General features: G+C 56.7%; 23 protein-coding genes and 1 tRNA gene. 11 read left to right on the top strand and 13 right to left on the bottom strand.

Features of this window, described 5'->3' with window-relative positions:
- Positions 1–20 precede the first annotated feature (20 nt).
- Positions 21–1,667: an ABC1 kinase family protein gene (locus tag V6936_RS01865; RefSeq protein ID WP_003802915.1), complete on the bottom strand. Its 1,647-nt coding sequence runs from the start codon at positions 1,665–1,667 to the stop codon at positions 21–23.
- A 263-nt stretch (positions 1,668–1,930) separates the two neighbouring features.
- Between V6936_RS01865 and ypfJ the strand changes: the two genes are divergently transcribed.
- From ypfJ to V6936_RS01840, 5 genes are all read left to right on the top strand, one after another.
- Entirely contained in the window at positions 1,931–2,785 is an 855-nt protein-coding gene (gene ypfJ / locus V6936_RS01860) for a KPN_02809 family neutral zinc metallopeptidase (protein ID WP_003802913.1), read from the top strand.
- Between the two features lie 72 nt (positions 2,786–2,857).
- Positions 2,858–2,933, top strand: a tRNA-Lys gene (locus V6936_RS01855).
- A 372-nt stretch (positions 2,934–3,305) separates the two neighbouring features.
- Positions 3,306–3,428 (top strand): hypothetical protein, encoded by a 123-nt coding sequence (locus V6936_RS01850; RefSeq protein ID WP_003802911.1) that lies wholly within the window; start codon positions 3,306–3,308, stop codon positions 3,426–3,428.
- 1,220 nt (positions 3,429–4,648) lie between these two features.
- The gene (locus tag V6936_RS01845) at positions 4,649–4,987 is read left to right on the top strand and encodes a P-II family nitrogen regulator (protein ID WP_003802910.1); all 339 of its coding nucleotides are present in this window, start codon (positions 4,649–4,651) and stop codon (positions 4,985–4,987) included.
- A 14-nt stretch (positions 4,988–5,001) separates the two neighbouring features.
- Positions 5,002–6,237, top strand: a complete 1,236-nt coding sequence (locus tag V6936_RS01840; RefSeq protein ID WP_003802908.1) for an ammonium transporter — start codon at positions 5,002–5,004, stop codon at positions 6,235–6,237.
- 124 nt (positions 6,238–6,361) lie between these two features.
- Here the strand turns inward: V6936_RS01840 and V6936_RS01835 are convergent, their stop codons facing one another.
- Both V6936_RS01835 and purB read right to left on the bottom strand, forming a co-directional pair.
- A complete protein-coding gene (locus V6936_RS01835) occupies positions 6,362–6,814 on the bottom strand; it encodes a c-type cytochrome (protein WP_003802907.1) in 453 nt (150 codons plus the stop codon).
- Positions 6,815–6,914: 100 nt separating this feature from the next.
- Positions 6,915–8,291: an adenylosuccinate lyase gene (gene purB / locus V6936_RS01830; protein ID WP_059317963.1), complete on the bottom strand. Its 1,377-nt coding sequence runs from the start codon at positions 8,289–8,291 to the stop codon at positions 6,915–6,917.
- Positions 8,292–8,526: 235 nt separating this feature from the next.
- Between purB and V6936_RS01825 the strand changes: the two genes are divergently transcribed.
- The gene (locus V6936_RS01825; protein WP_003802903.1) at positions 8,527–9,138 is read left to right on the top strand and encodes a glutathione S-transferase family protein; all 612 of its coding nucleotides are present in this window, start codon (positions 8,527–8,529) and stop codon (positions 9,136–9,138) included.
- A gap of 59 nt (positions 9,139–9,197) precedes the next feature.
- Here V6936_RS01825 and V6936_RS01820 read toward each other — a convergent pair whose 3' ends face one another.
- On the bottom strand, positions 9,198–10,049 hold the full coding sequence (locus V6936_RS01820) for a helix-turn-helix domain-containing protein (protein WP_301605876.1): 852 nt from the start codon (positions 10,047–10,049) through the stop codon (positions 9,198–9,200).
- 84 nt (positions 10,050–10,133) lie between these two features.
- Between V6936_RS01820 and V6936_RS01815 the strand changes: the two genes are divergently transcribed.
- Positions 10,134–11,231, top strand: coding sequence for an alpha/beta hydrolase (locus V6936_RS01815; protein WP_301605877.1), 1,098 nt, complete (start codon positions 10,134–10,136; stop codon positions 11,229–11,231).
- Here the strand turns inward: V6936_RS01815 and V6936_RS01810 are convergent.
- From V6936_RS01810 to V6936_RS01785, 6 genes are all read right to left on the bottom strand, one after another.
- A complete protein-coding gene (locus V6936_RS01810) occupies positions 11,218–12,030 on the bottom strand; it encodes a sulfite exporter TauE/SafE family protein (protein ID WP_003802898.1) in 813 nt (270 codons plus the stop codon). The two genes, V6936_RS01815 and V6936_RS01810, sit on opposite strands and share 14 nt — an antisense overlap.
- 9 nt (positions 12,031–12,039) lie before the next feature.
- Positions 12,040–13,155, bottom strand: coding sequence for a tRNA 2-thiouridine(34) synthase MnmA (gene mnmA / locus V6936_RS01805; protein ID WP_039943632.1), 1,116 nt, complete (start codon positions 13,153–13,155; stop codon positions 12,040–12,042).
- A 201-nt stretch (positions 13,156–13,356) separates the two neighbouring features.
- On the bottom strand, positions 13,357–14,778 hold the full coding sequence (locus tag V6936_RS01800; RefSeq protein ID WP_003802895.1) for an FAD-binding oxidoreductase: 1,422 nt from the start codon (positions 14,776–14,778) through the stop codon (positions 13,357–13,359).
- Between the two features lie 26 nt (positions 14,779–14,804).
- Positions 14,805–15,899, bottom strand: coding sequence for a 3-deoxy-7-phosphoheptulonate synthase AroG (gene aroG, locus V6936_RS01795; protein ID WP_272942518.1), 1,095 nt, complete (start codon positions 15,897–15,899; stop codon positions 14,805–14,807).
- Positions 15,900–16,384: 485 nt separating this feature from the next.
- Complete coding sequence (locus tag V6936_RS01790; RefSeq protein WP_003802891.1) at positions 16,385–16,615, bottom strand: YbdD/YjiX family protein; 231 nt, start codon at positions 16,613–16,615, stop codon at positions 16,385–16,387.
- Position 16,616: 1 nt separating this feature from the next.
- Entirely contained in the window at positions 16,617–18,704 is a 2,088-nt protein-coding gene (locus V6936_RS01785; protein WP_336579283.1) for a carbon starvation CstA family protein, read from the bottom strand.
- 520 nt (positions 18,705–19,224) lie between these two features.
- On the opposite strand from V6936_RS01785, the gene ehuB reads away from it, so the two are divergent.
- The 4 genes from ehuB to ehuA all read left to right on the top strand — a co-directional run bounded on the left by ehuB (position 19,225) and on the right by ehuA (position 22,345).
- Positions 19,225–20,091 carry an ectoine/hydroxyectoine ABC transporter substrate-binding protein EhuB gene (ehuB, locus tag V6936_RS01780; RefSeq protein ID WP_240208533.1) on the top strand — a complete coding sequence of 289 codons (867 nt, stop codon included), beginning with the start codon at positions 19,225–19,227 and terminating at the stop codon, positions 20,089–20,091.
- Between the two features lie 102 nt (positions 20,092–20,193).
- The gene (gene ehuC, locus V6936_RS01775) at positions 20,194–20,865 is read left to right on the top strand and encodes an ectoine/hydroxyectoine ABC transporter permease subunit EhuC (protein ID WP_003802885.1); all 672 of its coding nucleotides are present in this window, start codon (positions 20,194–20,196) and stop codon (positions 20,863–20,865) included.
- Between the two features lie 2 nt (positions 20,866–20,867).
- Positions 20,868–21,560 (top strand): ectoine/hydroxyectoine ABC transporter permease subunit EhuD, encoded by a 693-nt coding sequence (gene ehuD / locus V6936_RS01770; RefSeq protein WP_003802883.1) that lies wholly within the window; start codon positions 20,868–20,870, stop codon positions 21,558–21,560.
- On the top strand, positions 21,557–22,345 hold the full coding sequence (gene ehuA, locus V6936_RS01765; RefSeq protein WP_003802881.1) for an ectoine/hydroxyectoine ABC transporter ATP-binding protein EhuA: 789 nt from the start codon (positions 21,557–21,559) through the stop codon (positions 22,343–22,345). The genes ehuD and ehuA overlap by 4 nt, the downstream gene beginning before the upstream one ends.
- A 347-nt stretch (positions 22,346–22,692) precedes the next feature.
- On the opposite strand, the gene thpD is transcribed toward ehuA, so the two are convergent.
- The 3 genes from thpD to ectB are packed head-to-tail and all read right to left on the bottom strand — an operon-like array spanning position 22,693 to position 25,334.
- Complete coding sequence (thpD, locus tag V6936_RS01760) at positions 22,693–23,616, bottom strand: ectoine hydroxylase (RefSeq protein ID WP_003802877.1); 924 nt, start codon at positions 23,614–23,616, stop codon at positions 22,693–22,695.
- Between the two features lie 18 nt (positions 23,617–23,634).
- Entirely contained in the window at positions 23,635–24,027 is a 393-nt protein-coding gene (locus tag V6936_RS01755) for an ectoine synthase (protein ID WP_059317968.1), read from the bottom strand.
- Positions 24,027–25,334 carry a diaminobutyrate--2-oxoglutarate transaminase gene (gene ectB, locus V6936_RS01750; protein ID WP_003802871.1) on the bottom strand — a complete coding sequence of 436 codons (1,308 nt, stop codon included), beginning with the start codon at positions 25,332–25,334 and terminating at the stop codon, positions 24,027–24,029. The genes V6936_RS01755 and ectB overlap by 1 nt, the downstream gene beginning before the upstream one ends.
- Positions 25,335–25,427: the final 93 nt, after the last annotated feature.

The following is a 25,427-nucleotide window of genomic DNA, read 5'->3' as shown; positions in this document are numbered from 1 at the left end:
GAAATCGGCGTCGGTGTTGTTTAACGCCGCCGCCAAAACCCCCATAAAACCAGAACCAGACCCAGCAAGGCGGCCAGCAGGCCTGCCCAACTGAAAATCGTCAGCCCCAGCCAGGAGGGGCCGCGCGTCACCAGCACCGGCCCCAAAATCAAGACAAAAGCAGCCGTTACTATGGCGATCGCCAAACGCGTTGCCGCCTTTTCCAGTGAAGCAGCCAGACGGGGCATCCCCTCAACTTGAATGCGCGCTGAAATCTTTCCTTGCCGAACCCGATGCATCAGCAGGCGCAGCAACTGGGGGGCGTCCATAGCCAATTGACGGGACTCCAGCAGGCTGCGTTGCAAGTCCGCATACACCCGGCCAGGCGAGTACTGTTTGCGCATCAAGGCCAAGATGACCGGTTGCGCGACTTCGACCACATCAAATTGAGGGTCCAGGCGTTTCAGCACGCCATCGGCGGTAATAAAAGCCTTGAACAGCAAGGCCAGGTCCGGCGGCAAAATCAAATGGTTTTCACGCGCCAGAGCCATGAAATCCAGCAAAGCAACCGAGATGGACAGAAGCCCTTTACTTTGTCGGGCTACATAACGCTGAGCACTCTCTTCCAGCCGACTCCAATCAAAATCTTCTGCTCCCGACCAATCCAGCAAGGTGGTGGCCACTCCCTCTGCCTGCCCATCCACAATGGCACGCAGCAAGATCAGCAGTTGTTGACGACGACGCTCTGTTAAATGACCCACCAGGCCAAAGTCAATAAAGGCGACCTTATTGCCCGGCAAAGCCATCATATTGCCGGGGTGTGGGTCGGCATGAAACAGCCCATCCTCCAGGACCATATGCAGAAAAGCCAGCGCACCACGGCGGGCCAACAAAGGACGATCCGCCTCAATGGCCTGCAACTGTGCCTCTTGAATAGGCGAGACCCCTGGCACAAACTCCTGCACCATGACGGTCGCGCTGGTCCACTCCATATAGACACGCGGAACCACAATGTCTTGGAAGGGCTGCATGTTCTCGCGCACCGCCACGGTATTGGCAGCTTCGCGCGTAAAGTCCAGTTCATCGGCAATCGCCTCCGCCAAGGCTCGCACAATATCGTAAGGACGATACTCGGGCAGCAAGCCCTGCTGCTGGACCAGGCGGGCAATCTGTTTCAACAAACGCAGGTCGGCTTGGATCAAGGGCTCCAGACCGGGGCGCTGTACCTTCACCACGACCTGTGCACCATCACGCAGGCAGGCGCGATACACCTGCGCCATGGACGCCGAAGCCAGCACCTGCCTGTCAAAACTCGCAAAGGCCTGCTCCACGGTTTGCCCCAAGGCCCGTTCCAGCTCGGGTTTCATGGTTTCCCAAGGCACGGGCGCGGCATGACCTTGTAGCTTTTCCAGCTCCTGGGTCCATTCCAGCGGCAACAAATCATTGCGCGTGGCCAATATCTGACCGAGCTTGATAAAGGTAGGCCCCAGTTCCTCCAACGCACGTCGCAGGCGCTCCGGTGCCGAACGTTCAGGCATCTCCGTCGCCATCGGGGTTTTGCTGCCGGGCAACAGCTCCGATAAGCCCAGCCGATGCATCACATCGCCAATCCCATATCGAGCAATGACTGCTCCAATGGCACGGACTCGTGCATGGTCGCGCAAGGCCAATAAGGTTCCTCCCAACATACTGCGTCTCCCGTAGGCTAGGCCTGAAGAAACTAGCATACCCCAGTGTCTGCCTGAACCACTTGTCCACTTATCCACATTTTCAGTGGGCAAGCACGGGGATAGCCTTTGGACAAGTCCCATTAATCTCGGTAATTCAATAACTTGTCATCAGGAGGTAAGGAACGCCCCGCTGCTCGGAACCGATGACAAGAATCGAAAACGAGTCGGCCACAGCCTCGAAATCAGAGTACATTGACGTTTTCAAATTCAAGGAGAGCGTGATGCGTCTGGATAAGTCTCGCTCCAGCCGTAATGTCGAGGACCGCCGTGCCAATGGGCCACGCCTGAGCGGCGGCAAGATCGGCTTGGGGACCATTGTTCTGGCCCTGGTGGCCATGTACTTCGGGGTCGACCCCAGCGTGGTGCTGAACCTGGCCGAGGGCCCGACTCCCGCCCCACAATCTCAACCGGTTCCCGCCTCGGATGCGCAGGGACAGACTATTGCCAAAATCCTGGGTGAAACCGAGGATGTATGGCGCGATATTTTTGCCAAGCAGACCAATGGCAGCTACCGCGATCCTGTGCTGGTTCTGTATCGTGGATCGACTCCCACGGCTTGTGGTGCAGGCCAATCGGCAATGGGACCGTTTTACTGTCCTGCCGATCAAAAGCTCTATATTGACCTGGGCTTTTTTACCGAGATGGAACACGCGATGGGGGTCAAAGGCAACTTTGCGCCCGCTTACGTTATTGCGCACGAGGTTGGTCACCACGTTCAGAATCAACTGGGCATGATGCGTCGCGTAGATGAAGCCCGTCGCAGCGGCTCGGCCTCACAGGCTCGTCAGGCTTCCGTGCGCCTGGAACTGCAGGCCGACTGCTATGCGGGCATATGGGCCAATCACGCCGATGCCCAACGCCAGATTCTGGAGCCGGGGGACATTCGCTCCGCACTGGATGCTGCTCAAGCAGTAGGCGATGATACGCTGCAGAAGCAATCTCAAGGCTATGTGGTGCCCGATTCCTTTACCCATGGCAGTTCGCAACAGCGCATGGCCTGGTTCATGGAAGGGTATAAAACCGGTCAGTTAAAAATGTGTGACACGTTCAGTCGGCCCGATCCGAAGCTTGGATAAACGTAAAATTATGTAACCATACCTTGTGGTGAATAATTTCCGTTCTATAATCTTTTTCTTCGCAGGAAACGGGGGTCGTTAGCTCAGTTGGTAGAGCACTGGACTCTTAATCCATTGGTCGACAGTTCGAGTCTGTCACGACCCACCAAGTATCTTGCGACTTACAGAAGATTTCTCTGTAAACGTTTGCTCCGCAAATCACACATTGCTCCGCAAACTCGTAAATTAGCCCGCCATAGAGCGGGCTTTTTTGCGTCCTCACCCTCAAAGGCCAACTTAGACCATCCAGTGTCGAGCTGCTCCAAGGTGCCCCCCCCAATCAGCCAACTCACACGCCATGTGTCAACGCTACACAGCCGGGTTATCGGGACGGAAGCCTGATCGTCTTTCTCGACACGCAGACTTGCCGTGACTTGCAACCGAAAAAAACGGGCAAGACCTTCCAGGTCGTCATAGTTGTTTACGATGTCTGCGCCAGAAATCCGATACGCTGGAAGATCACTTTAGCCAGGAGATGTTCATGCTAAATGCGATTGATCCCACCAAAGCTCCCGACACCACGCCTCCAGGCAAGACGCCCAACCCCGAACCTGATCCCAAAAAGATCCCGGGCAATGAGCCTCCGGCCCGGAAAAAACCGTAAACCTTTGCTCGAGACCGGCTGCTTCGCCTGCGTTCGAGCCCTGCGCTCATATCCTCAACGGGTCGCATGTCATTACATTGAGATGCGGCCTGAAATGGTTGCTACATTTTCTGCAGTACAGTGAATCGTAGTGACATTTATTACAAGCCATCACTCCACGATGATTGGCCTGCCAAATTGCAAACGCTATTACATCAACCGCAAAATTATTTGAGGAGCATTGTATGGCCCAGCTAGATCGCGGCACCATGTGCATCATGTGCCAAACCCTTCCACTCTCGCAACCTAACGCCCAACGACATCCCTACCTCAAACCCATCCGACGAGTCGACGACGCCGACGAACAAAGCACGGAAAGTCTTTACCACTGCACCGTTTGCCAGACCCACTGGCTCTATCAACGTGACAAATGGGACGCCTGCCTGGGATTCAAATTATGGCAAGGAGGCCTGCAGGCATTTAACCGACGGCATGTACCACTTACCTTCCCCTCAAAGAGCACATCGGGCGCAAACAGCCCCTTGCACCCCGGCCCCGGCCTGCTTTCCTGATTCTTGCGAGTTGTAGAACTGGCCACATCCGTACCCGGGCAGCGCTTAGACGCTGGCTGCCCTGTCAACCGCCCTCTCCTGAGTCCTTGTTGCAGGCTGACCCTGCTCGCCGCGTTCACCAAGATCGTGACGCCGCGAGGCTCTCCCCCCTACAGACCAGACACTTTCGCGATACAAACAGGCTTACCGTGCCTGTTCGCGGGCGGGGCATTTTTTCAAACCGAATGTTGCAAAGTTAAGACTATTCAAAAAAAAAATCGGTACACAATGCGCACTTGTTGCGCCGCAACATATATTATTTTTCCATAGTCGTTGTTCCTGCGGTGGTGAGATGAGCGGAGACAGGCGTCACAGAGCGCTGCTGTTATCTCGCTGCCCACCGACTAGGCAAGACCGGGGTCACGTGCCTAGCTAGCTTACTCGCCTTGCCGGAATTGTGTTGCTCTTCAACCTACAACACAGGTCCGCTTGCCTACCACTTGCGTTCGCGCTGTCACACACCTTGCTGACAGCCGGAGAGTCGCTCAAACCGGCCATGCCCGGTTGCACTCAAGCCATCCATCAGGATTACCCATCCTGGTCGGCCCCCTCTCAACCGTCTCCTACCCCCCTTCGGTGTTCCTTTGCATTCGTCTGGCTGGCTTGCCTGTGCTTACTTCAGGAACACCTATGAAACTGATTACCGCCATCGTCAAACCCTTCAAGGTTGACGAGATACGCGAGGCCCTTTCCGATCTGGGCATACAGGGGATGACGCTGACCGAGGTTAAAGGGTTCGGTCGCCAGAAAGGCCACACCGAGCTCTACCGCGGTGCGGAATACGCGGTCGACTTTCTGCCCAAGATACGCATTGAGCTGGCCATTCCCGACGAGCAGTTACCCAGCGTGCTGGAAGCCATCCAAAGCAGTGCCCGCACCGGTCGCATCGGTGACGGCAAGATCTTTGTCCAGCCGCTGGACCATGTCATCCGCATCCGCACCGGCGAATGCGATGAGCAAGCCCTGTAACCGGAGAACCCCTCATGAACAACGCTGATCTATCGTGGATGCTGGTCTCCACGCTACTGGTACTGATGATGGCCGCGCCGGGCCTGGCCCTGTTTTACTCAGGCATGGTGCGTCAAAAAAATGCCTTGTCCATGTTGTCCCAGACCTTGCTGGTATTCAGTCTGGGCGTGGTGCTTTGGTTTATCTATGGCTATTCGCTGGCGTTTACGGCAGGCAATCCGTTTATCGGCAGTCTGGACAAGGTCTTTTTCAATGGCCTATTCAATGCCGCTGACCAACAGTTCTCCATGTCGGGTTCTTTGCCTGAGCTGCTGTTTGCGTCCTTTCAAGCCACCTTTGCCGGTTTGACTTGCGCACTGGTCGTAGGCAGTCTGGCCGAACGAGCCCGCTTGTCGGCTATTTTGGTCTTTACCGTGATCTGGTTCACACTGGCCTATCTGCCCATCTGCCATATGGTCTGGTTTGCCGACCCCCAGCACGGCGGCTTGCTCAACTCCCGTGGTGCGCTGGACTTTGCCGGCGGTACGGTCGTGCATATTAATGCCGGGATTGCGGGACTGGTGGGTGCCTGGCTGATTGGTCCGCGCCTGAATTATCGTCGTGAAGCCATGCCGCCTCACAACCTGCCACTGACCTTTATCGGCGCAGCCTTGCTGTGGGTGGGCTGGTTCGGCTTTAACGCAGGCTCGGCACTGGCGGCCAATGAAAACGCTACCCTGGCCTTCTTTAACACCATGTTGGCTGCCGCTATTGGCGTCATCGCCTGGGTACTGGGCGAATGGATCAGCAAAGGCCATCCCTCCTTGCTCGGTGCGTGTTCAGGGGCAATTGCCGGTTTGGTGGGCATTACCCCGGCTGCCGGTTTTGTCGCACCTCTTGGCGCACTGGCCATTGGATTGATGACGTCCCTGGCTTGCCTGTGGGGCGTGAACGGCCTGAAACGCTGGCTGCGAGCCGACGATACGCTGGATGTCTTTGGCATTCACGGCTTGGGAGGGATTGTGGGCGCTCTGCTCACCGGCTTGTTCAACGCTCCCGTTCTGGGGGGGCCAGGTACCGCCGCCGGTAACAGTATCTGGATGCAGTTGTGGATTCAGCTCGAAGGCGTACTGCTCACTCTGGTCTGGTCGGGCCTGGCTGCCTGGATTGCCTTTAGCATTGCCAAAGCCGTTTGCGGTGGCCTGCGTGTCGACGCCGACCATGAGCGTGAAGGTCTGGATATCCGTACCCACGGCGAAACAGCTTACTAACACTGAGTACCGATCATGATTTGTGTTTATCTTGCCAGCAGGCAAACTGCCCCCTTCAAACACAGGCACAGGCCTAAAAGAAAAAGCCCTCTTTCGAGGGCTTTTTTACACGCAAACCAGCCGCTTATTTTTCTTTGCGGTAGGCATCATGGCATGTCTTACAGGACTTGCCCACATTGCCGAATGCCACACGGAAGGCATCGAAGTCACCCGAATCGGAGGCCACTTTCAACTTATCGATCGCAGTAGTGAACTCGTCGGTTGCTTGCTTGAAACCTTTAGCATCGCTCCAGGCCTCGGCTTTGGTCTCGCCGCCTTCCGTACCCGGTCCAAAAGCACTCCAAGGCAAAGCAGCCAAAACCGTCAATACTTCCACGTTCTTTGCGATCGCAGCCGCATCATACGGTGCTTCTTTTTTGGCTACAGGAGCCATGCGACCAAAGTGCGAGCCGATCAGGGCCATGCTGGCCTGACGGTAATCAATGGCTTGTTCTGGCTTGGCAAACTGGGCCGTAGCAGGCGCGACAAACGCCGCGCACATGGCGGCAGCGGCGGTCAGAAACGCAAATTTCTTCATGTGAACTCCTGTGTGATGAAACATAAAACACTTCATAAAGCACTAGCTCAAGAAAGCCGAAGGCAGCTGCCCCCTATTTTTCAGGTACAGCCGCCTGGATTCAGATAGCCTTGGCCAACTGCACCGCCACGCCCAGATAGCTGCGTGGAGTCAGCTCAAGCAAATAGTTCTTGGCATCGGCGGGCAGCTCCAGACCACCAATAAACTCGCGCAATGCTTCCTCAGTAATACCACGGCCACGTGTCAGCGCTTTGAGCTGCTCGTAAGGCTGGGGCAGACCATAGCGGCGCATCACGGTTTGAACTGGTTCGGCCAGGATTTCCCAGCAGGCATCAATATCTGCATCCACTGCAGCGGCATTCAACTCCAGTTTGCCCAGACCACGCAGGCAGGCATCGTAGGCGACCACGCTATACCCCAGGGCCACGCCCAGGTTGCGCAGCACGGTGGAGTCGGTCAGGTCGCGCTGCCAGCGGGAGATGGGCAGTTTTTCGGACAGGTGACGCAACATGGCATTGGCCAGACCCAGATTGCCTTCCGAGTTCTCAAAATCAATCGGGTTGACCTTGTGCGGCATGGTGGACGAACCAATCTCGCCCTCTTTCAAACGCTGCTTGAAGTAGCCCAGGGAAATGTAGCCCCAGACGTCACGGTTGAAGTCCAGCAAAATGGTGTTGGCACGGGCAATGGCATCAAACAGGGCAGCCATCCAATCGTGCGGCTCAATCTGAATGGTGTAGACGTTTTGCGTCAAGCCAAGCCCACCCAGCACGCTCTTGCTAAAGGCAGGCCAGTCAATGTCGGGGTAAGCCGAGAAGTGCGCATTGTAATTGCCCGTCGCACCGTTCAATTTGGCCAGAGGCTCAACGGCGGCAATCGCCGCAATCGCGTTCTGCAAACGGGCAGCCACGTTGGCGAACTCTTTGCCCATGGTGCTGGGGCTGGCAGGCTGGCCATGCGTGCGCGAGAGCAACGGCTGTTCCGCATGCAGACGGGCCTGCGCCTTGATGGCATCGCACACTTCTTGCAACTGAGGCAGGATCACCTGCTCACGGGCACGCGTCAGCATCAAGGCATGCGACGTGTTGTTGATGTCTTCAGAGGTGCAGGAAAAGTGAATGAACTCGGCCGCCGCGGACAATTCGGCGTGATCGGCCACTTTTTCTTTAAGCCAGTATTCCACGGCTTTCACATCGTGGTTGGTAGTGCGCTCGATCGCCTTGATGCGAGCGGCATCCTCTTCCGAGAAGTTCTGCACCAGCGTCTTGAGTACCTCGCGGGCCTGGGCAGAGAAAGGCGGCAATTCGGGCAAACCTGCATCGGACAGGCCGATCAGCCAGGCCACTTCGACCTCCACGCGATGCCACATAAATGCGGCTTCGGACAACAGGCCACGCAAGGGGGCGGTACGGCTGCCATAACGCCCGTCCAATGGCGACAAGGCATTCAGAGTGCTCAGGGTATCGGCTATGTGCATCGTTCTACAGAAAAGAAGGGGGAATAAAGTCAGCCCGCATTCTAACATTGCGCACTGGCAGCCGGATGCCACGTGTTCGGCATAGGGACAGAATCCACCAGCCACCAGGCTATTTGACGAATAAACCACAGTTTTAAGACATTGTTCCACGCTATGGGGTCATGCCTTCTTAGCGAGGCGTTCGCCCGGAGGTTCCTGCTATACTTTTTGAGCCTGCAACTTTTGATAGCTTTTTATGAAACTTCTAGCTTCCCTCACAAGTCCATACGCGCGCAAAGTGCGTGTTGTCATGGCGGAAAAAAAGCTCGATTACGAGCTGATTCTGGAGGATGTGTGGGCCGATGACAGCGATATTCTGAAACACAATCCCCTGGGCAAAATCCCCTGTCTGATCATGGACGATCAGGCTAATTTGTTTGACTCCCGCGTGATCGTCGAGTATCTGGATACCCTCTCGCCCGTCGGCCGCCTGATTCCTCAAGCCGGACGTGATCGCGCTGCAGTCAAATGCTGGGAAGCCATTGCCGATGGCTTGCTGGATGCCGCCGTCGCCATCGTGGTGGAAAACCGCCGCCCCGAAGCACTGCGTCTGCCCTCGTGGATTGATCGTCAGAACAGCAAGATCACCGCCGCTCTGCAATCCATGAACAACACCCTTGGTGACCAGTCCTTTTGCATGGGAACCAGCTTTAGCCTGGCCGATATTGCCGTGGGCTGCGCACTGGGTTATCTGGACCTGCGCTTTCCGGAGCTGGACTGGCGCTCGCAGTATGGCAATTTGCAACGCCTGGATGAGAAACTCCAGACGCGCCCCTCGTTTGCCAGCACCTTGCCGCCTACGCAGTGAGCGTTGCGACAGCAAACCAGGGCCCATTCTTCTGAATGGGTTTTTTTATGTCTGCCGACTTAGCACTCGCCCAGTAAACGGTACATCCAGAAGGCCTCGTCAGTCTGTAGACGCTGGGCAAAACGGGCTGGCGAATAACCCGTAATCCGTTTGACCTCCCTACCAAAATGAGACTGGTCACTGTAGCCGGCTTGGAGCGCAAGCGCTGACCAGTCCGTCTTTTCCTGCTGCTGCAGCAAGTCAAAGGCACGCTCTACGCGCACATACAGTTGCAGTTCACGCTGACTTTGCCCAGCCCACCGCTTGATCTGTCTTTGCAATTGGCGCAAACCCGTTCCGGGGCGCGTCATTGCCGCCCTCATCGCCAAGGTTCGTAACCAATCATGTAAGTTGGCAGACCCCGCTTTGCTGCCCAGGCGCTCAGTAGGCGTGCAGCGATAAATGGCTGCTTCCAGTTGCTCGAACAGCCTTCCCTGCCCAGGCTGCACCTGCTCCAGAATCCGACAGGCCGCAGCCGGCAAGACCTGATCCATGGGCAAGACCTGATCCATCAAGGCATGGGGCTCAATACCAAACATCTGTCTTACGGCATCGGGGTAAAGCCCAATCGAAATGGCATGCACGGGGCCCGGAGACCAACTCATGGACGGGGTGCGCGAGGGCCCAGCCAGCACCATGCTGGACAAAGCCTCTGACAGAACCATCGGACCGCCCTCAGCCAGCATCCGAACCCTATGCAGCTGGCCATGAAAAATCCACGACAACACCACCAGCGGCGAGGCCGGATAACAATTCAAACGCTGCTCAGGCAGCAAATCCAGCCCGCGGGTGTCCCGCTCTACCCCCAGATGGATGCTGGCCGCGGTATGGCGGCGAGGACGATACAGGCAGGCACGAGACAAAGTGGTCATGAGACGTCGCTTCCGTTCTATCCGGCCCGAGCAAGGCCGGCCACACTGACTGCTCTTCTTGTATCCTACTTCAGCTTCCTCTCCATGCCCAAAATCATTCTGCAAGGTTCCTGGTCCCACCGTTGCCGCAGCGTCCTTACGTTGTGGGCCACCACGGTGGATGTTCTGGCCCGACGGGCCATAGGCAGGCCACAAGTCCACGGCTGGACCATCTCCTTTGAGATCGCCACCCTGTTCTATCGAAAGCAGTTCAATCACGCCTTTCGTCTGGACAACATCGCTCAAAGCCGGGCTTACTTCGACAGTCTGTACACAATTGCAGAACCGGACCTGCCGGTACGGGTACAGGCCAGCACCGCTCAAGAGCCAAGGGGACACTGGTTTATTCCCGAGCATGCTGACAAGACCCACACTCTTTTGTACTTCCATGGCGGCGGCTATGCTTTTTATCCCGCGGTGTCACAGCACTTTATTCGTCTGCTCGCTCATCGCCTGCAAACCACGATTTTTGCCCTGGACTATCGCCTGACCCCGGAGCATCCGCATCCGGCCCAACAGGACGATGCGGTGCAAGCCTACCGTTATTTGCTCGCCCAAGGCTTGCGCCCCCAAGACATAGTCCTGGGTGGCGACTCAGCGGGCGGCCATCTGGCACTGATGACCTTGGTGAGAGTGCGCCAGGCGGGCTTGCCCCAGCCTGCGCTGGCCCTGGCCCTAAGCCCCTGGACTGATACCGGACGACGAGGGGCCAGTCAGTTTGGCCATGATCGCTACGATATGGTGCAGGGCTACCAGACACTGCGGTATGGGCAGTGGCTGAAAGGAGAGGGGCCCTGGAGCGATGCACAGCTCTCTCCCATCGCCCAGGATCTGCGTCATCTGGCCCCTCTCTATATCCAAGCAGGCGGCAAAGAAATCATGGTCGATATGATCCGCGATTTTGCCCGTGAGGCACACCGGCAGGGAGCCCAGGTACGCCTGGATGTGTGGCCGGACATGACGCACGAGTTTCATGCGTACGGCCGTACTTTGCCCCAAAGCGAGCAGGCACTTACCGCCCTACGGTCGGCGATGCGATGGACACAAGGGGAAAGTTTTGAGCCGCTAGAGGAAACCGAGCGGGATGCACTGGACTTTAGCGATGGCAAAGTCCAGTCTGAGCGCCTCATCAAGCCTGTGTAATGGCCTGCGCAATCATGTAGAGCGCCAGCACCGTCAGCATGCCGGCAAAAATGCGCTTGAGCGTCATCTGGTCAATCTTGTGGGCCAGACTGGCACCCAAGGGGGCGGTACAGATGCTGGTGGCCGAGACAATCAGCAAGGCAGGCCAGTAGATAAAACCAATCATGCCTGGATGACTGCCAAAGCTCACCTGACCGGACCAGATATAGCCCACGCTATTGGCAAGGGCGATAAAAAAGCCCAGCGCGGCGGAGGTTGCAACCGCCTGCCGAACCGGCACATTGCCGCGTAGCATAAAAGGAACGGACAGAAATGCCCCGCCAGCACCCAGCAGACCGGACACAAAACCGATCAGCGCCCCCATGGCGGCAATCCAGAAAGGAGCCGGCAAGGATCGGCCTTGCACCGGGGCCGATTTACGGGCCATTTTGGAGGCCGAATACAAGACAAACGCCGCAAACACAATAGCCAGCGCCGTGCTGTCTATCATGGCGAACACCGCACCGCCCGACAGCAGCCCTCCCACTATCAGGCCGGGCACCATCACCTTGACCACATCCCAACGGATGGCGCCGTGCTTATGGTGAGCCCGCACGCTGGACAAGGAAGTAAACAAGATGGTGGCCATCGCCGTGGCGATCGAGGCATGAACGGCCAACTCCTGCGGCACACCAAACAGGGGCAGCAGAAAGGTCAGGAATGGCACCAGAATCATGCCCCCGCCAATCCCCAGCAGACCGGCGGCCAAGCCAATACCGGCACCCAGCACCAGCAAACTGATGACTAAAATGGGTTCCATGCCCGCCTCTTACTGAATAATGCCGCCGCCCAGGCAGCGCTCACCGTCATACAAGACCACGGACTGGCCTGGAGTGACGGCCCATTGAGGCTCGTCAAAATGTAAAGACAAGCTATCACCGTCGGCAGCCAGAATCGTGCAGGCCGCATCGGCCTGACGATAGCGCGTTTTGGCGTGAATCGGGCCCAACGCGGGTGGGTGACCTGCAACCCAGCTGGTCTGCTCGGCTTTCAATTCGGACTGTAACAACCAGGGATGATCATGACCCTGCACGACATACAGCGTATTCGTGGCCAGGTCCTTGCGGGCGGCATACCAGGCGTCGGCAGTCCCATCTTCGCGCTGCTTGCCCTTGACGCCACCAATGCCCAAACCCTTGCGTTGGCCATAGGTGTGGAAAGCCAGGCCCACGTGCTGGCCCAGCACCTGCCCTTCCGGTGTCTTGATCGGACCGGGCTGAGTGGGCAAGTAACGATTCAGGAACTCGCGAAAAGGACGCTCGCCGATAAAGCAAATGCCGGTTGAGTCTTTTTTAGCCGCATTGGGCAGCTTCAATTCCTCAGCAATACGGCGCACTTCCTGCTTGTTGATCTCGCCCAACGGGAACAGAGTGCGCGACAGTTGCGCCTGGTTCAGGCGGTGCAGAAAATAGCTTTGATCCTTGGAGGCATCCAGACCTTTGAGCAATTGATAGTCTGTGCCGCCCCCAGCCATGGGCACGCCACGCACACGGGCGTAATGGCCGGTGGCAATCCAGTCGGCACCCAAGGTCATGGCGTGGTCCAGAAAAGCCTTGAACTTGATTTCGGCATTGCACAGCACATCGGGATTCGGGGTACGACCTGCCGAATACTCTCGCAAGAACTCCGCAAACACGCGATCTTTATATTCCGCAGCAAAGTTGACTGCCTCGATTTCGACACCGACCAGATCAGCCACACTGGCCGCGTCCAGCCAGTCCTGGCGCGAGGAGCAAAATTCGGAGTCATCGTCGTCTTCCCAGTTCTTCATGAACAGGCCGACGACCTCATAGCCCTGCTCTTTAAGCAACCAGGCCGAAACGGAGGAGTCCACGCCGCCGGACATTCCGATAACGACGCGACCTTTTTTGGTGGAAATAGTCATTGCAGTGATGATGAGCGGGGCCACAGCCCGCAAACCCACGGACCGGCGCGCACCCGACTAACTAAAAAAAGCATTGTACGCCTGCCCTGACGCAAGTACAGGGACAGGCCGTCCCCGCACGGGGTTTCTGACAAGCTGTGCCGCCCCGGTCACAAAAGCCCAGGCTGGACAGACTGGGCTTGGTCAGGGGCAAGCGCGCGCTCAGGCCTGAGCGCGTGCGGGTAACATCTTCCCGGGATTCATGATGTTATGCGGGTCAAGCGCCCGCTTGATGCTGCCCATCACGTCGAGCGCATCTTGACCGTGTTCGGCCAGCATGAACTCCATCTTGTGCAAACCTACGCCGTGCTCGCCGGTACAGGTACCTTGCATGGCAATCGCCCGTTCCACCAGCCGGCGGTTCAGGCGCTCGGACTCGTCCCATTCCTCCTGACTATCGGCATCGAGCAACATCAGCACGTGAAAGTTGCCATCGCCCACGTGGCCCACGATGGTGTACGGAAACGGAGCCTGATCCATGTCGGCCGCGGTCTGGGCCACGCACTCTGCCAACGCAGAGATAGGGACGCACACGTCCGTGGTGCTGGAGCGGCACCCAGGGCGCAGTTGCAAGCCGGCAAAGTAGGCATTGTGTCGAGCCGTCCACAAACGGGAACGGTCCTCGGCCTTGTCGGCCCACTCAAAATCCATGCCACCATTTTCACGGGTGATTTCCTGAACTACCTGGGCCTGCTCCTGAACCCCGCTGGGGCTGCCATGGAATTCAAAAAGCAACAGGGGCGATTCTTTCAGTGTCAGCTTGCTGTAGGCATTGGTGGCACGTACGGCTGCGGTATCCATGAATTCGACACGCGCAATCGGAATACCCATTTGAATGACCTCGATCACGCTCTGCACGGCAGAGCGCAGATCGGGGAAATTACAGATGGCGGCAGAAATAGCTTCGGGCTGAGGGTACAGACGGACAGTCACTTCGGTGATGATGCCCAGCGTGCCTTCGCTACCGATGAACAGACGGGTCAGGTCGTAACCGGCCGAGGATTTCTTGGCGCGGTTAGCGGTATCGATAATACGGCCGTCTGCCGTCACGACCTTCAGGGTCAGGACGTTTTCACGCATCGTCCCGTAGCGCACGGCATTGGTACCCGACGCACGGGTTGCCGCCATCCCGCCCAAGCTGGCATCCGCACCGGGATCGATGGGAAAAAACAAGCCCGTATCACGGATATGCTCGTTCAAGGCCATGCGCGTCACGCCAGCTTGCACCGTGGCGGTGAAGTCTTCGGCGTTGATTGCCACGATCTCGTCCATGCCGGACAAATCCAGGCTGACGCCACCTTGAATTGCCAGGAAATGTCCTTCCAGCGAGGAGCCAGCCCCGTAAGGGATCAGCGGCACATGATGCTCGTGACAATGACGGGCCACCCAGGCCACTTCTTCAGTGCTGCGGGCAAACACAACCACATCGGGCAGCATGGGTGGATAAGGCGATTCATCCCGACCATGGTGCTCACGCACGGCGTGAGACAGCGAGCAACGCTCTTGAAACTGAGCCTGCAAGGCTTCTACAAAACCTTCAGGTAAAGGGCGCCGCACGATTTCGGCATGAGCGGGAGCATTCATGAACATTCCAAAAAGGCAAAACCTTATTATGAGTGGCTAAGTGCCCCTTCTTCAAGTGCGACCCGGGCCTGACGGCGCTGACGCACGGCTTGGGCCAGGTTCTCCAGCACCGCCACCGTGTCATCCCAATCAATGCAACCGTCCGTAATGCTTTGCCCGTACGTCAGCGGCTTGCCTTCGACGACGTCCTGACGGCCGCCGACCAGATGACTTTCGATCATCACGCCACAAATGCGCATATCGCCACCCGCAATCTGACCGGCCACATCGGCCAGCACTTCAGGCTGACGACGGTAATCCTTGTTGCTATTGGCATGGCTGGCATCGATCATCACACGCGGCACCATGCCGGCCTTGATCATGGCCTGGCTGGTGGCTTCGACATGCTCAGCGTCATAGTTTGGCGCCTTGCCGCCGCGCAGAATCACATGGCAATCGTTATTGCCCACGGTGGACACAATGGCGGAGTGACCACCCTTGGTGACCGACAGGAAATGGTGAGGTTGGGAGGCCGCCTTGATGGCATCCAGCGCAATGCGGATATTGCCATCCGTGCCGTTCTTGAAACCGACCGGGCAAGACAATCCCGAGGACAGTTCTCGGTGAACCTGACTTTCTGTCGTGCGCGCACCAATCGCGCCCCACGACACCAGATCAGCAATGTACTGGGGTGTAATCATGTCCAGAAACTCGCAGCCCGCTGGCAAATCCAGCTGGTTCACAGCCAGCAGCAATTCACGAGCAGTGCGCAAACCCTGATTGATATTGAAGCTGCCATCCATGTTTGGATCGTTAATCAGGCCCTTCCAGCCCACGGTGGTACGAGGCTTTTCAAAGTACACGCGCATGACAATTTCCAGCTCGGGCGCAAAACGCTTGCGCTGTTCTGTCAGGCGGCGGGCGTAGTCCATGGCCGCTTCGGTATCGTGAATGGAACACGGGCCCACCACGACCACCAGACGATCGTCCTGTTCGTGAAGAATCTTGTGGATGCTGCGGCGCGCCTTGTGAACCGTCGTCGATACAGCAGAGGTACACGGAAACTCGCGCATCACGTGCGATGGGGGAGAGAGCTCCTTAATTTCACGAATCCGTAAATCATCAGTATTGTGCGACACGATTTAACTCCAGTTGGTTTGCCAGGTCCGGGGGCAAACGAAAAAAAAGCCGCCCGGTCTATGCTGGCGGCTTATTTCAGGATTTAGGTCTTACTTCTGTTTGGTGCAACCCGTCCTTTCCTCCACCAGCGGCATCGGAAAAGCATAAAAATAAAAGAAGAAAACGGGGTTTGCGAAAGTCATGGGAAAAATCCTAACACAGTTCCTGAGGCGCCGCCAAACAAAACCAGCAAGATTCATCCAAAAAACCGCATAACAACAAAATATTTATACCAAGAACCCATGAAAAAAACCCATGAAACGAAACGTATATTTCGTTTAGTGAATTTTATTGGCCCATTTGTTTCGTGCTGACGCAAAAAAACACGATAAATCGTTTAGAACCTTGGTTTGTCTTATTTTTACATCTGAACACAATTAGGCTTATTGTCATCGGACTGTCATGCAGAAAGGGCCAGAACCCTGGCTCTGACCCTTAGCCGACTCACTTAGCAGCACGCGATACGTCCTTTACCTCCATACCGCGCCTGCTGTCGTTCGCGGAAGAACTCGGCGTATGCCATCGGCTGTTGTTCCGGATGATTTACCCGCATGTGCGTCAGATAGGTCTCGTAATCCGGTACACCGACCATCAGACGCAAGGTGGTGGCCAGGTAGCGTCCCGTCCCCCGCCCTGCCTGGGCTCCGCGCGCTATCGCTCCAGTCAATAATCCTTTCATATCACGCTCCTGCTGTTGCCTGAGCCGGCAAAGGCTCATACAGCGTCTCGGCTGAATGTGGCACGGCACTGCGGCGCGCGTTCAACACGCAACGTATGCCAAAGAACACCATGCTCACAACCACAAAAATGAACAAACCGCATAAGGTCGAGTTCACATAATCGTTGAAAATAACCTGCTGCATCTGCTCCAGCGATTTGGCAGGAGCCATGACCGTTTGTTCGGCCAGACCTTGTTGATACACCTTGGCATGCGCCAGAAAGCCGATCTTGGGATCAGGGTGAAACATCTTCTGAAAGCCGGCAAACAGCGTGCAGATCAACAGCCAGGTAGTAGGAACCACGGTCACCCAGGCGTAGCGATCTTTCTTCATCTTAAAGAGCACCACCGTCCCCAGCACCAATGCCACTGCCGCCAGCATCTGGTTGGCAATACCGAACAAAGGCCACAACGTATTGATGCCACCCAACGGATCAACCACCCCCTGATACAGGAAATAGCCCCACGCCGCCACGCACAAGGACGTGGCAATCAGGTTAGCGACCAAGGACTCGGTACGGCGCAAGCCCGGTACGAAGGTGCCCATCAGATCCTGCAGCATGAAGCGGCCGGCACGGGTGCCGGCATCCACGGCAGTCAGGATGAACAGGGCCTCGAACAGAATCGCAAAGTGATACCAGAAACTCATCATCGCCGGCCCGCCGATGACATTATGCAAGATGAAGGCCATGCCTACCGCCAGGGTAGGAGCACCACCCGCACGCGAAATAATGCTGTTTTCACCCACGTCGCTGGCCATCTGGGTCAGATCGGCCGGCGTAATCAGAAAGCCCCAGCTGGACACCACTTGCGCGGCCTGTTCAGGAGTCGTGCCAATCAGGGCAGCCGGGCTGTTCATGGCGTAGTAAATGCCGGGTTCGATCACGCAAGCAGCGACCAAAGCCATGATGGCCACAAAGGATTCCATCAGCATGCCGCCGTAACCGATATAGCGCGCCTGGGTTTCGTTTTCGATCATCTTGGGTGTGGTGCCCGAGGAAATCAAGGCGTGGAAACCGGACACGGCACCGCAAGCAATGGTGATGAACAGGAAGGGGAACAAGCTGCCGGACCAGACCGGTCCTGTGCCATCAATAAATTTGGTGGTCGCTGGCATTTTCAGATCGGGCGCCACAATTACAATACCGATGGCCAGCCCCACAATCGTGCCGATTTTCAGGAAGGTGGACAGATAGTCACGCGGAGCCAGCAGCAGCCAAACGGGCAGCACAGCGGCAATAAAGCCATAAATAATCAGTGCCCAGGTCAGCTCTTCGCCATTCAACGTGAAGAACGGCCCCCAGGTGGGGTGCGCGGCCACGTCCTGGCCGTACACAATCGCGGCCAGCAGAAAGATCAGCCCGATCACCGAGACCTCGCCAATACGGCCCGGCCGCAGGAAGCGCAGATAAATCCCCATGAAAATGGCTAGCGGAATCGTCGCTGCCACCGTAAAGGTGCCCCACGGTGAGTTGATCAGGGCCTTGACCACAATCAGCGCCAGCACGGCCAGGATGATAACCATGATCATGAAGGCGCCAAACAGCGCAATGACGCCAGGCACCGTGCCCAGTTCGGACTTGATCAGATCCCCCAGCGAGCGCCCGTCGCGGCGCATGGAGATGAACAGAACGGTAAAGTCCTGCACGGCCCCCGCAAATACCACGCCGGCCAGAATCCAGAGCATGCCGGGCAGATAACCCATTTGCGCAGCCAGCACCGGCCCGACCAAGGGGCCCGCGCCAGCAATCGCCGCGAAGTGGTGACCAAAGAGCACATGCTTATTGGTCGGTACATAGTCCAGACCATCGTTATGACGCCAGGCAGGCGTCATGCGGGTGGCGTCCAGCTCAAAGACCTTACGAGCAATGAAACGGCTGTAGTAACGATAGGCAATCAAATAGACGCAGACTGCGGCGACTACGATCCATAGAGCATTGATGCTCTCCCCCCGGCTTAGCGCCACCGTTCCCAGGGCAAAGGCCCCCAGCACCGCAACCAGCACCCAAATCAGATGCTGTTTTATAAAACCGCCCTCTTCTCTGCTCATAGAGCCTCCACGATTTTGCATTAAGTAAGTCTGTCACCAACTTTTTTTCCGGCTGTACTTCTGATCTGAAGAAGTCGCCAGCTGCCGGTACAAGAGGCGCAGCACCGCGTAGGATGAGCACTCTTGCTGGGACCGCACAGTGTTCTTGATACCGTGCATTTCCCGCACCAGCAGGGTTTGAAAGCGCCGTAAAGCGCACTTTCCAAAAAGGTGTCGGCGCGCCCGAAGGCGCGCCGAACTCATTCATGAATCAATCTGGGGTAGGCACAAGCCAGGCGCTTTTGAGAGGACAAGCGCTCTTTAATCCTTGGGAGCATAGTAAAAACACGTACTCAAGACACCACGCATTTTCCCTAAGACCAAACTCTTTACTTATATATAAATTCTAATCAGTTCTTTTGGTTGATAGTTTCTATCCATTTAATTTGAGTACGAATGATTTTATGCGCTATGATTTCTCTGCAAATCTTTCGTAAAACAAATCATTCATAACGAAATGGTAAAGGCGAGAAAAGGACTCATGATGAAACTACACTCCAAGCCCCTCTGCGCGCTGGCCTTGGCCCTGCTGGGCACCGTCGCTGCCGCCTCCAGCGCCCACGCGGTCACGCTGGAACAAGTCAAAGAGCGCGGCGTGATTCGCGTCGCCGTTGCAAATGAAATTCCTTACGGTTACATGGACATGTCCGGCAAGGCTCAGGGCGCAGGCCCTGAAGTGGCGCAAGCCATCCTGGAGCGTCTGGGCATCAAGGAAATCAAATGGGAAACCGCCAACTTCGGCTCCCTGATTCCCGGCCTGCAAGCCAAGCGCTTTGATATGGTGGCCGCTGAAATGGCCATCCTGCCGCAACGCTGCAATACCGTGCTGTTCTCCGAGCCCAACAGCTCGTATGGTGAAGGCCTGCTCGTGGCCAAGGGCAATCCCAAAAACATTCACGCCTACGAGGACTTTGCCAAGACCGATCACAAGATCGCCATCATGGCCGGTGCCGATCAATTGGAAATGATGCAGGCCCTGGGCGTACCCGATGATCGCATGATCACGATTTCCAACAACGCGGATGCCATCTCTACCGTCGCCACGGGTCGTGCCGACGCCTATGCTGCCACCGGCCAGACCGTCAGTGACCTGGCATCCAAAGGGAGCGGCAAGGTGGAACTGGCCGCCGAATTCAAGGACCCCGTCATCAACGGCACTCCGGTTCGCAGCTGGGGCGGTTTTGCTTTTGCCAAGGAATCCGAAGATCTGCGCGACGCAGTGAACAAGGAGCTGGCCGAATTCAAGAAAACCGAGGAATGGAAAGCGATCCTCGACAAGCACGGCTTTACCGAGGAAGACGCCAAGCACTCGTTTGAAAAATCCACGGAACAGCTGTGTAAAGCCTGATCCTTCACCTGCGGGTAAGGCGGCCGCACGAGCCTGCGTAGCCCCTCGCAAGGGCCCATTTCGCACCGGGAGTGCCCCGCCTGCCCTTGTCCGGAATCTGATATGGATTGGTTAAGTTACAGCTCGGCCCTGATGGAAGGGGCCTGGGTCACCATACAGCTCACCCTGTACTCAACGGTCGTGGGGGCCATCGCCGCCTTCGCGCTGGGTATAGGCAGGCTATCGCGATCTGTGGTCCTGCGCTCCTTGTCCATCACCGTTATCGAGGTGTTTCGCGGCACCTCTTTGTTGGTACAGCTATTCTGGCTGTACTTTGCCTTGCCGATTCTGGGCGAGTCGCTCGGTCTGGACTGGCGGCTGGACCCGGTCGTGGCTGGAACCCTGGCATTGGGCCTGAACATTGGCGCTTATGGGGCCGAAGTGGTGCGCGGCGCTATCCAGGCCGTACCGCATTCTCAACTGGAAGCCGCCAAGGCCCTGGACTTTACAGAACGCCAAACCCTTTGGCGCATCAGCCTGCCCCAGGCCATTCCAGAGATGATGCCCAGTTTCGGAAATCTGGCCGTGCAGAACCTGAAGGATACGGCCCTGGTCTCCCTGATCAGCTTGGGGGACTTGAGCTTTAGAGCTGAACAAATACGCAACTTCACCCAAGACAGCACCACCATCTACACCCTGCTCTTGCTGATGTACTTTGGCATGGCATTGGTACTGACCGTCCTGATGAAATTGCTGGAGCGCGCAACCGGCCGCTGGCGCGCGCAAAGGAGCTGAACATGCTGTTTGGTATTGAATGGGACACCAGCAGCAATGGAGCATTTGCGCTGTCTATCCTGCCTATCCTGCTCAAAGGTTTATGGGTGACCATCCAGGCCGCCGTGCTGGGTTTTGGTGTTGCCGCCGTGTTAGGACTGATTCTGGCAGGCCTGAAAAGCGTGCGTCTGCGCCTGATCTCCTGGCCCGCCTATGTGTTGACCGAGTTCCTGCGCGACACGCCATTGCTGGTGCAATTGTTTTTCCTGTACTACGTACTGCCGGACTACGGCATCGTTCTGCCCGCCTTCCTGACCGGCGCACTGGCACTGGGTGTGCAGTACAGCGCATATCTGTCGGAAGTTTATCGGGCCGGTCTGGAATCCGTCACCCACGGGCAGACTGAAGCTGCCCGTGCGCTGGATATTTCCCCATTGCGCACCTTTATGGTCATCACCCTGCCCCAGGCCATCCCCCGCATCATTCCAGCCATGGGCAACTACTTGGTATCCATCATGAAAGACGTGCCCGTGCTTTCTGTTGTATCGGTGCTGGAAGTGCTGAATGTGGCCAAGATTATTGGTGACCGTACCTTTAACTACATCATTCCCCTGTCCATGGTGGGCGGCCTGTACCTGCTGCTGACCCTGCTGGCTTCAGCGGGGATACGAGCACTGGACCAACGTTTGCCCAAGCAAGGAATCCCTCTGCGATGATCGACACACTCTCCAAGCCCATCATTGAATTTGAGCATGTCACCAAAAAATTCGGTGACGTCACCGTACTGGATGCCTTGAACTTTCAAGTCAGGCGGGGTGAAAAAGTCACTATTATCGGCCCCTCAGGATCGGGCAAATCAACGGTGCTACGTATCCTGATGACGCTGGAAACCATAGACGACGGCGTCATTACGGTCGCGGGCAAACCCCTGTGGCATGAACGTGTCAACGACCAGTTGGTCCCCGCCAGCCAAAAGCATTTGCGCGAAATGCGCAAGGAAATGGGAATGGTATTTCAGCAGTTCAATCTGTTCCCTCACATGACCGTAATGCGCAACGTGACCGAAGCCCCCATGCATGTACTGGGCCTGTCCAAAGAGCAAGCGCGCGAACGAGCCACCAAATACCTGGATCTGGTGGGTCTGATCGACCATGCGGACAAATTCCCCAGTCAGCTCTCGGGCGGTCAGCAACAACGTGTGGGCATTGCCCGCGCTCTGGCCATGGAGCCGAACATTTTGCTGTTCGATGAGCCCACCTCGGCACTGGACCCGGAACTGGTCGGCGAAGTGCTGGGCGTGATTCAGAAGCTGAGCCAGGAACAGGATCTGACCATCTTGCTGGTGACCCACGAAATGCAATTTGCCAAGGAGGTGTCAGACCGCGTCTGTTTCTTTGACAAAGGCGTGATCGTGGAATCCGGTCCGCCAGAGCAAGTGTTCTGTCACCCGCAGGAAGCACGGACCCAGGCCTTTTTGAGCAATTTCATTCAAGCGGCGTAGTCAATCCCCAGTGGTGGGCCACTTCTGCCACTGAGATGCTCCTCTTTAGCGACGCTGGCGGCAAGGTGAGGCTTCAAGCCGTTTACACCATGCACCCGCTGGCACTCAAGGCTGAGGCACTCGTCCATCCCAATGCCGTGGTAACCAAGGGCCTGGCGGCCCCGCACCCGTCAGGCCTGCCTGCCGTATCGTGGCGCCCTCTCGAGTGTCTGACCTGCGCTTTTCTGAGCGTCAGAACCTGAGTCAGCCACTGAAAACCTGCCCATACAAAAAAACGCCCCCCGGAAATAAATCCAGGGAGCGTTTTATCGAGCCAAGGTCTCAAAAACTACAGACCCTCCGCTTGTTCAGGACTCCAACAGCGGCCCATCCAATGGCTTAAGGACGGGGAAATGTCCACGTGTGGCTACATGTGCAGGCCGAGGGGTCAGACCCTGCTTGGGCTCACCCACACAATTTTCCACGCTATTGTAGACCGTGAACACATTGGCTCGTGGCCAAGGCGAAATATTGCTGGCTGAACCATGCAAGGTATTGCAGTCAAAAAAGATCACGGAACCGGCTTTGGCCGTAATGGCTTCGATTCCGCCCTGATCGACCAGCAAACGCAAGCTGATCGGGTCAGGCACGCCATACTCCTGCTTGCGCAAGGACTCCTTGTAGTGATTGTCCGGCGTCTGCCCAGTGCAGGAAATGAACTGACGGTGTGAACCCGGCACCAGCATCAGTGGCCCATTGCACACATTATTGTCCGTAAGCAGCACCGAACAACTCAAGGCGCGCATTTGGGGCATCCCGTCTTCAATATGCCAGGTCTCGAAGTCCGAATGCCAATAGAACTCCTTGCCGGTAAAGCCCGGCTTCAGGTTGGCACGGGACTGATGCACATAGACTTCCGAGCCCAGAATCTGGCGGGCCACATCCAGCACCCGCGGGTCCCGCACCAGGCGGGCAATCAGGTCGCTCAGCTCATGCACCCGAAAAATCGAACGCACCGCCTGGCTGCCCTTTTCAACCACGGCTTCTTCACGCGACAAAATGGCGGGGTCTGCACTCATGGCCTGGACATTACTCAGCAGCGCCTGCACTTCCTGCGCATTGAACAAGTCAGGCAACAGCAAAAAGCCATTGTCCTCATATTCGCGCAGTTGGGCCCGATTCAAGGGCTGGCTACCTACCGGGTCCGGATACACCACCGGCTCCTGACGGCTGACGATGGCCGCCGTTCGTTCTGTACGGGATGTGTACAGATCGCTCATGGTCACTGTCATCATGCTCTCCTTAAGATGTCAGTCTTCCACAATAGCGGGATAGACCCCTTTCTCATCGTGAACTTCCTGACCGGTCAAGGGCGGATTGAACACGCATATCACCCGCAATGGCTCCTTGCCACCGCGCAGATAGTGCTCATCGTGCTGATCCAGGGCGTAGACCACGCCTGGCCCCAACTCGTACTTCTTGCCGTCGGCTACCGTTTCAATTTCACCGTCGCCTTCAATGCACCACACCGCCTCCAAATGATTCTGGTAGTGGATGTGCGTCTCAGTGCCCGGAAAAATAACGGTTTCGTGAAAAGAAAAGCCCATGCCGTCTTTCTTGAGCAAGACACGGCGACTGACCCAGGTGTCCGTGCGCACCTCGTCACGGGTTCCAATCACATCTTTGACGTTTTTGACCAGCATCAGCGTGCTCCTCCAATCTTCAGAATCTTGGCCTGACTGCCGCGTTTGGACAGGCACTGGGCGACACTGCGCTCAATGATGTCCAGACCTTGGCTGAGCTCCTCGTTGCTGATCGTGAGCGCCGGCAGCAGCTTCAACACCTCGTCGTGGGCCCCCGAGGTCTCAATGACCAAACCCTGCTTGAAGGCCTGGGCCGCAATTTCATTAGCCAGACCCGCACCGGGCGGCGTGACCAGACCTTGAATCAGTCCGCGTCCCCGCACACTCAAGCCCCGATCCGGGTAGCTGTGCACCAGATTTTCCAGCCAGTCGCGCACCTGTCGCTCCTTGGCCTGGATTTCCGTCTCGAAGTCCTCATTGGCCCAGTAACTTTCCAGAGCCTGGGCGGCCGTCACAAATGCCAGGTTATTGCCACGGAAGGTGCCGTTATGGGCGCTGGGCTTCCACACATCCAGCTCAGGGCGCAACAGGACCAAGGACATGGGCAAGCCAAAACCGGACAACGATTTGGACAGTGTAATGATGTCAGGACTGATGCCGGCCTGTTCAAAGCTGAAGAAACGACCAGTACGACCACAACCGACCTGAATGTCATCGACAATCAGCAACATGTCATGTTCGCGGCACAGGCGTTGCAACTCGCGCAACCAGCGCTGTGTGGCCACGTTCACGCCTCCTTCACCTTGCACGGTTTCCACGATGACCGCGGCAGGATGGTCCAGGCCGCTGCTGGGGTCTTCCAGCAAGCGCTCCAGATAGGCCATCGTATTGACGTCCGGCCCCAGGTAACCGTCATACGGCATAAACGAGGTATTGCCCAGGGCCACACCTGCCGCACTGCGGAACTTGGAATTTGCCGTCACTGCCAGGGAACCCGTGCTGACGCCGTGGAAACCGTGCGTAAAGGAAATCACATTCTGGCGCCCCTTGACCTGTCGCGCCAGTTTTAACGCCGCCTCCACGGCATTGGTGCCCGTCGGGCCCGTAAACTGCAGGCGATAATTCCACCCGCGCGGTTTGAGCAGTATCTTGTCCACCGCTTCCAGAAAATACTTCTTGGCGCTGGTGGCCATATCCAAACCATGTACCAAGCCGTCGGTGTTCAGGTACTCAATCAGCTTTTCTTTCAAGTGGGGATTGTTATGCCCGTAATTGAGCGTACCGGCTCCACTGAAAAAATCGATGTATTGCCTGCCTGACTCGTCCTCCAAAACCGAGCCTCGGGCTTTGTTGAAAATGACCGGAAAGGACCGGACGTAGCCCCTTACTTCAGACTCCATCCGGTCGAATATTTTTAAGTCAGTCATATTTCCTCTCCTGGTTATAGAACGGCGTGTCTTGAGCCGACAAACAACAATCAGCGAACCAGACCGGCTCTACCGTTCTTTTGCGTAAAGTCC

This window comes from Alcaligenes sp. CHO6 (genome assembly GCF_037120595.1).
Classification (GTDB): domain Bacteria; phylum Pseudomonadota; class Gammaproteobacteria; order Burkholderiales; family Burkholderiaceae_B; genus Alcaligenes; species Alcaligenes ammonioxydans.
The sequence above is the reverse complement of the archived record's forward strand: the minus strand, read 5'-3'. Positions and strand labels throughout refer to the sequence as shown.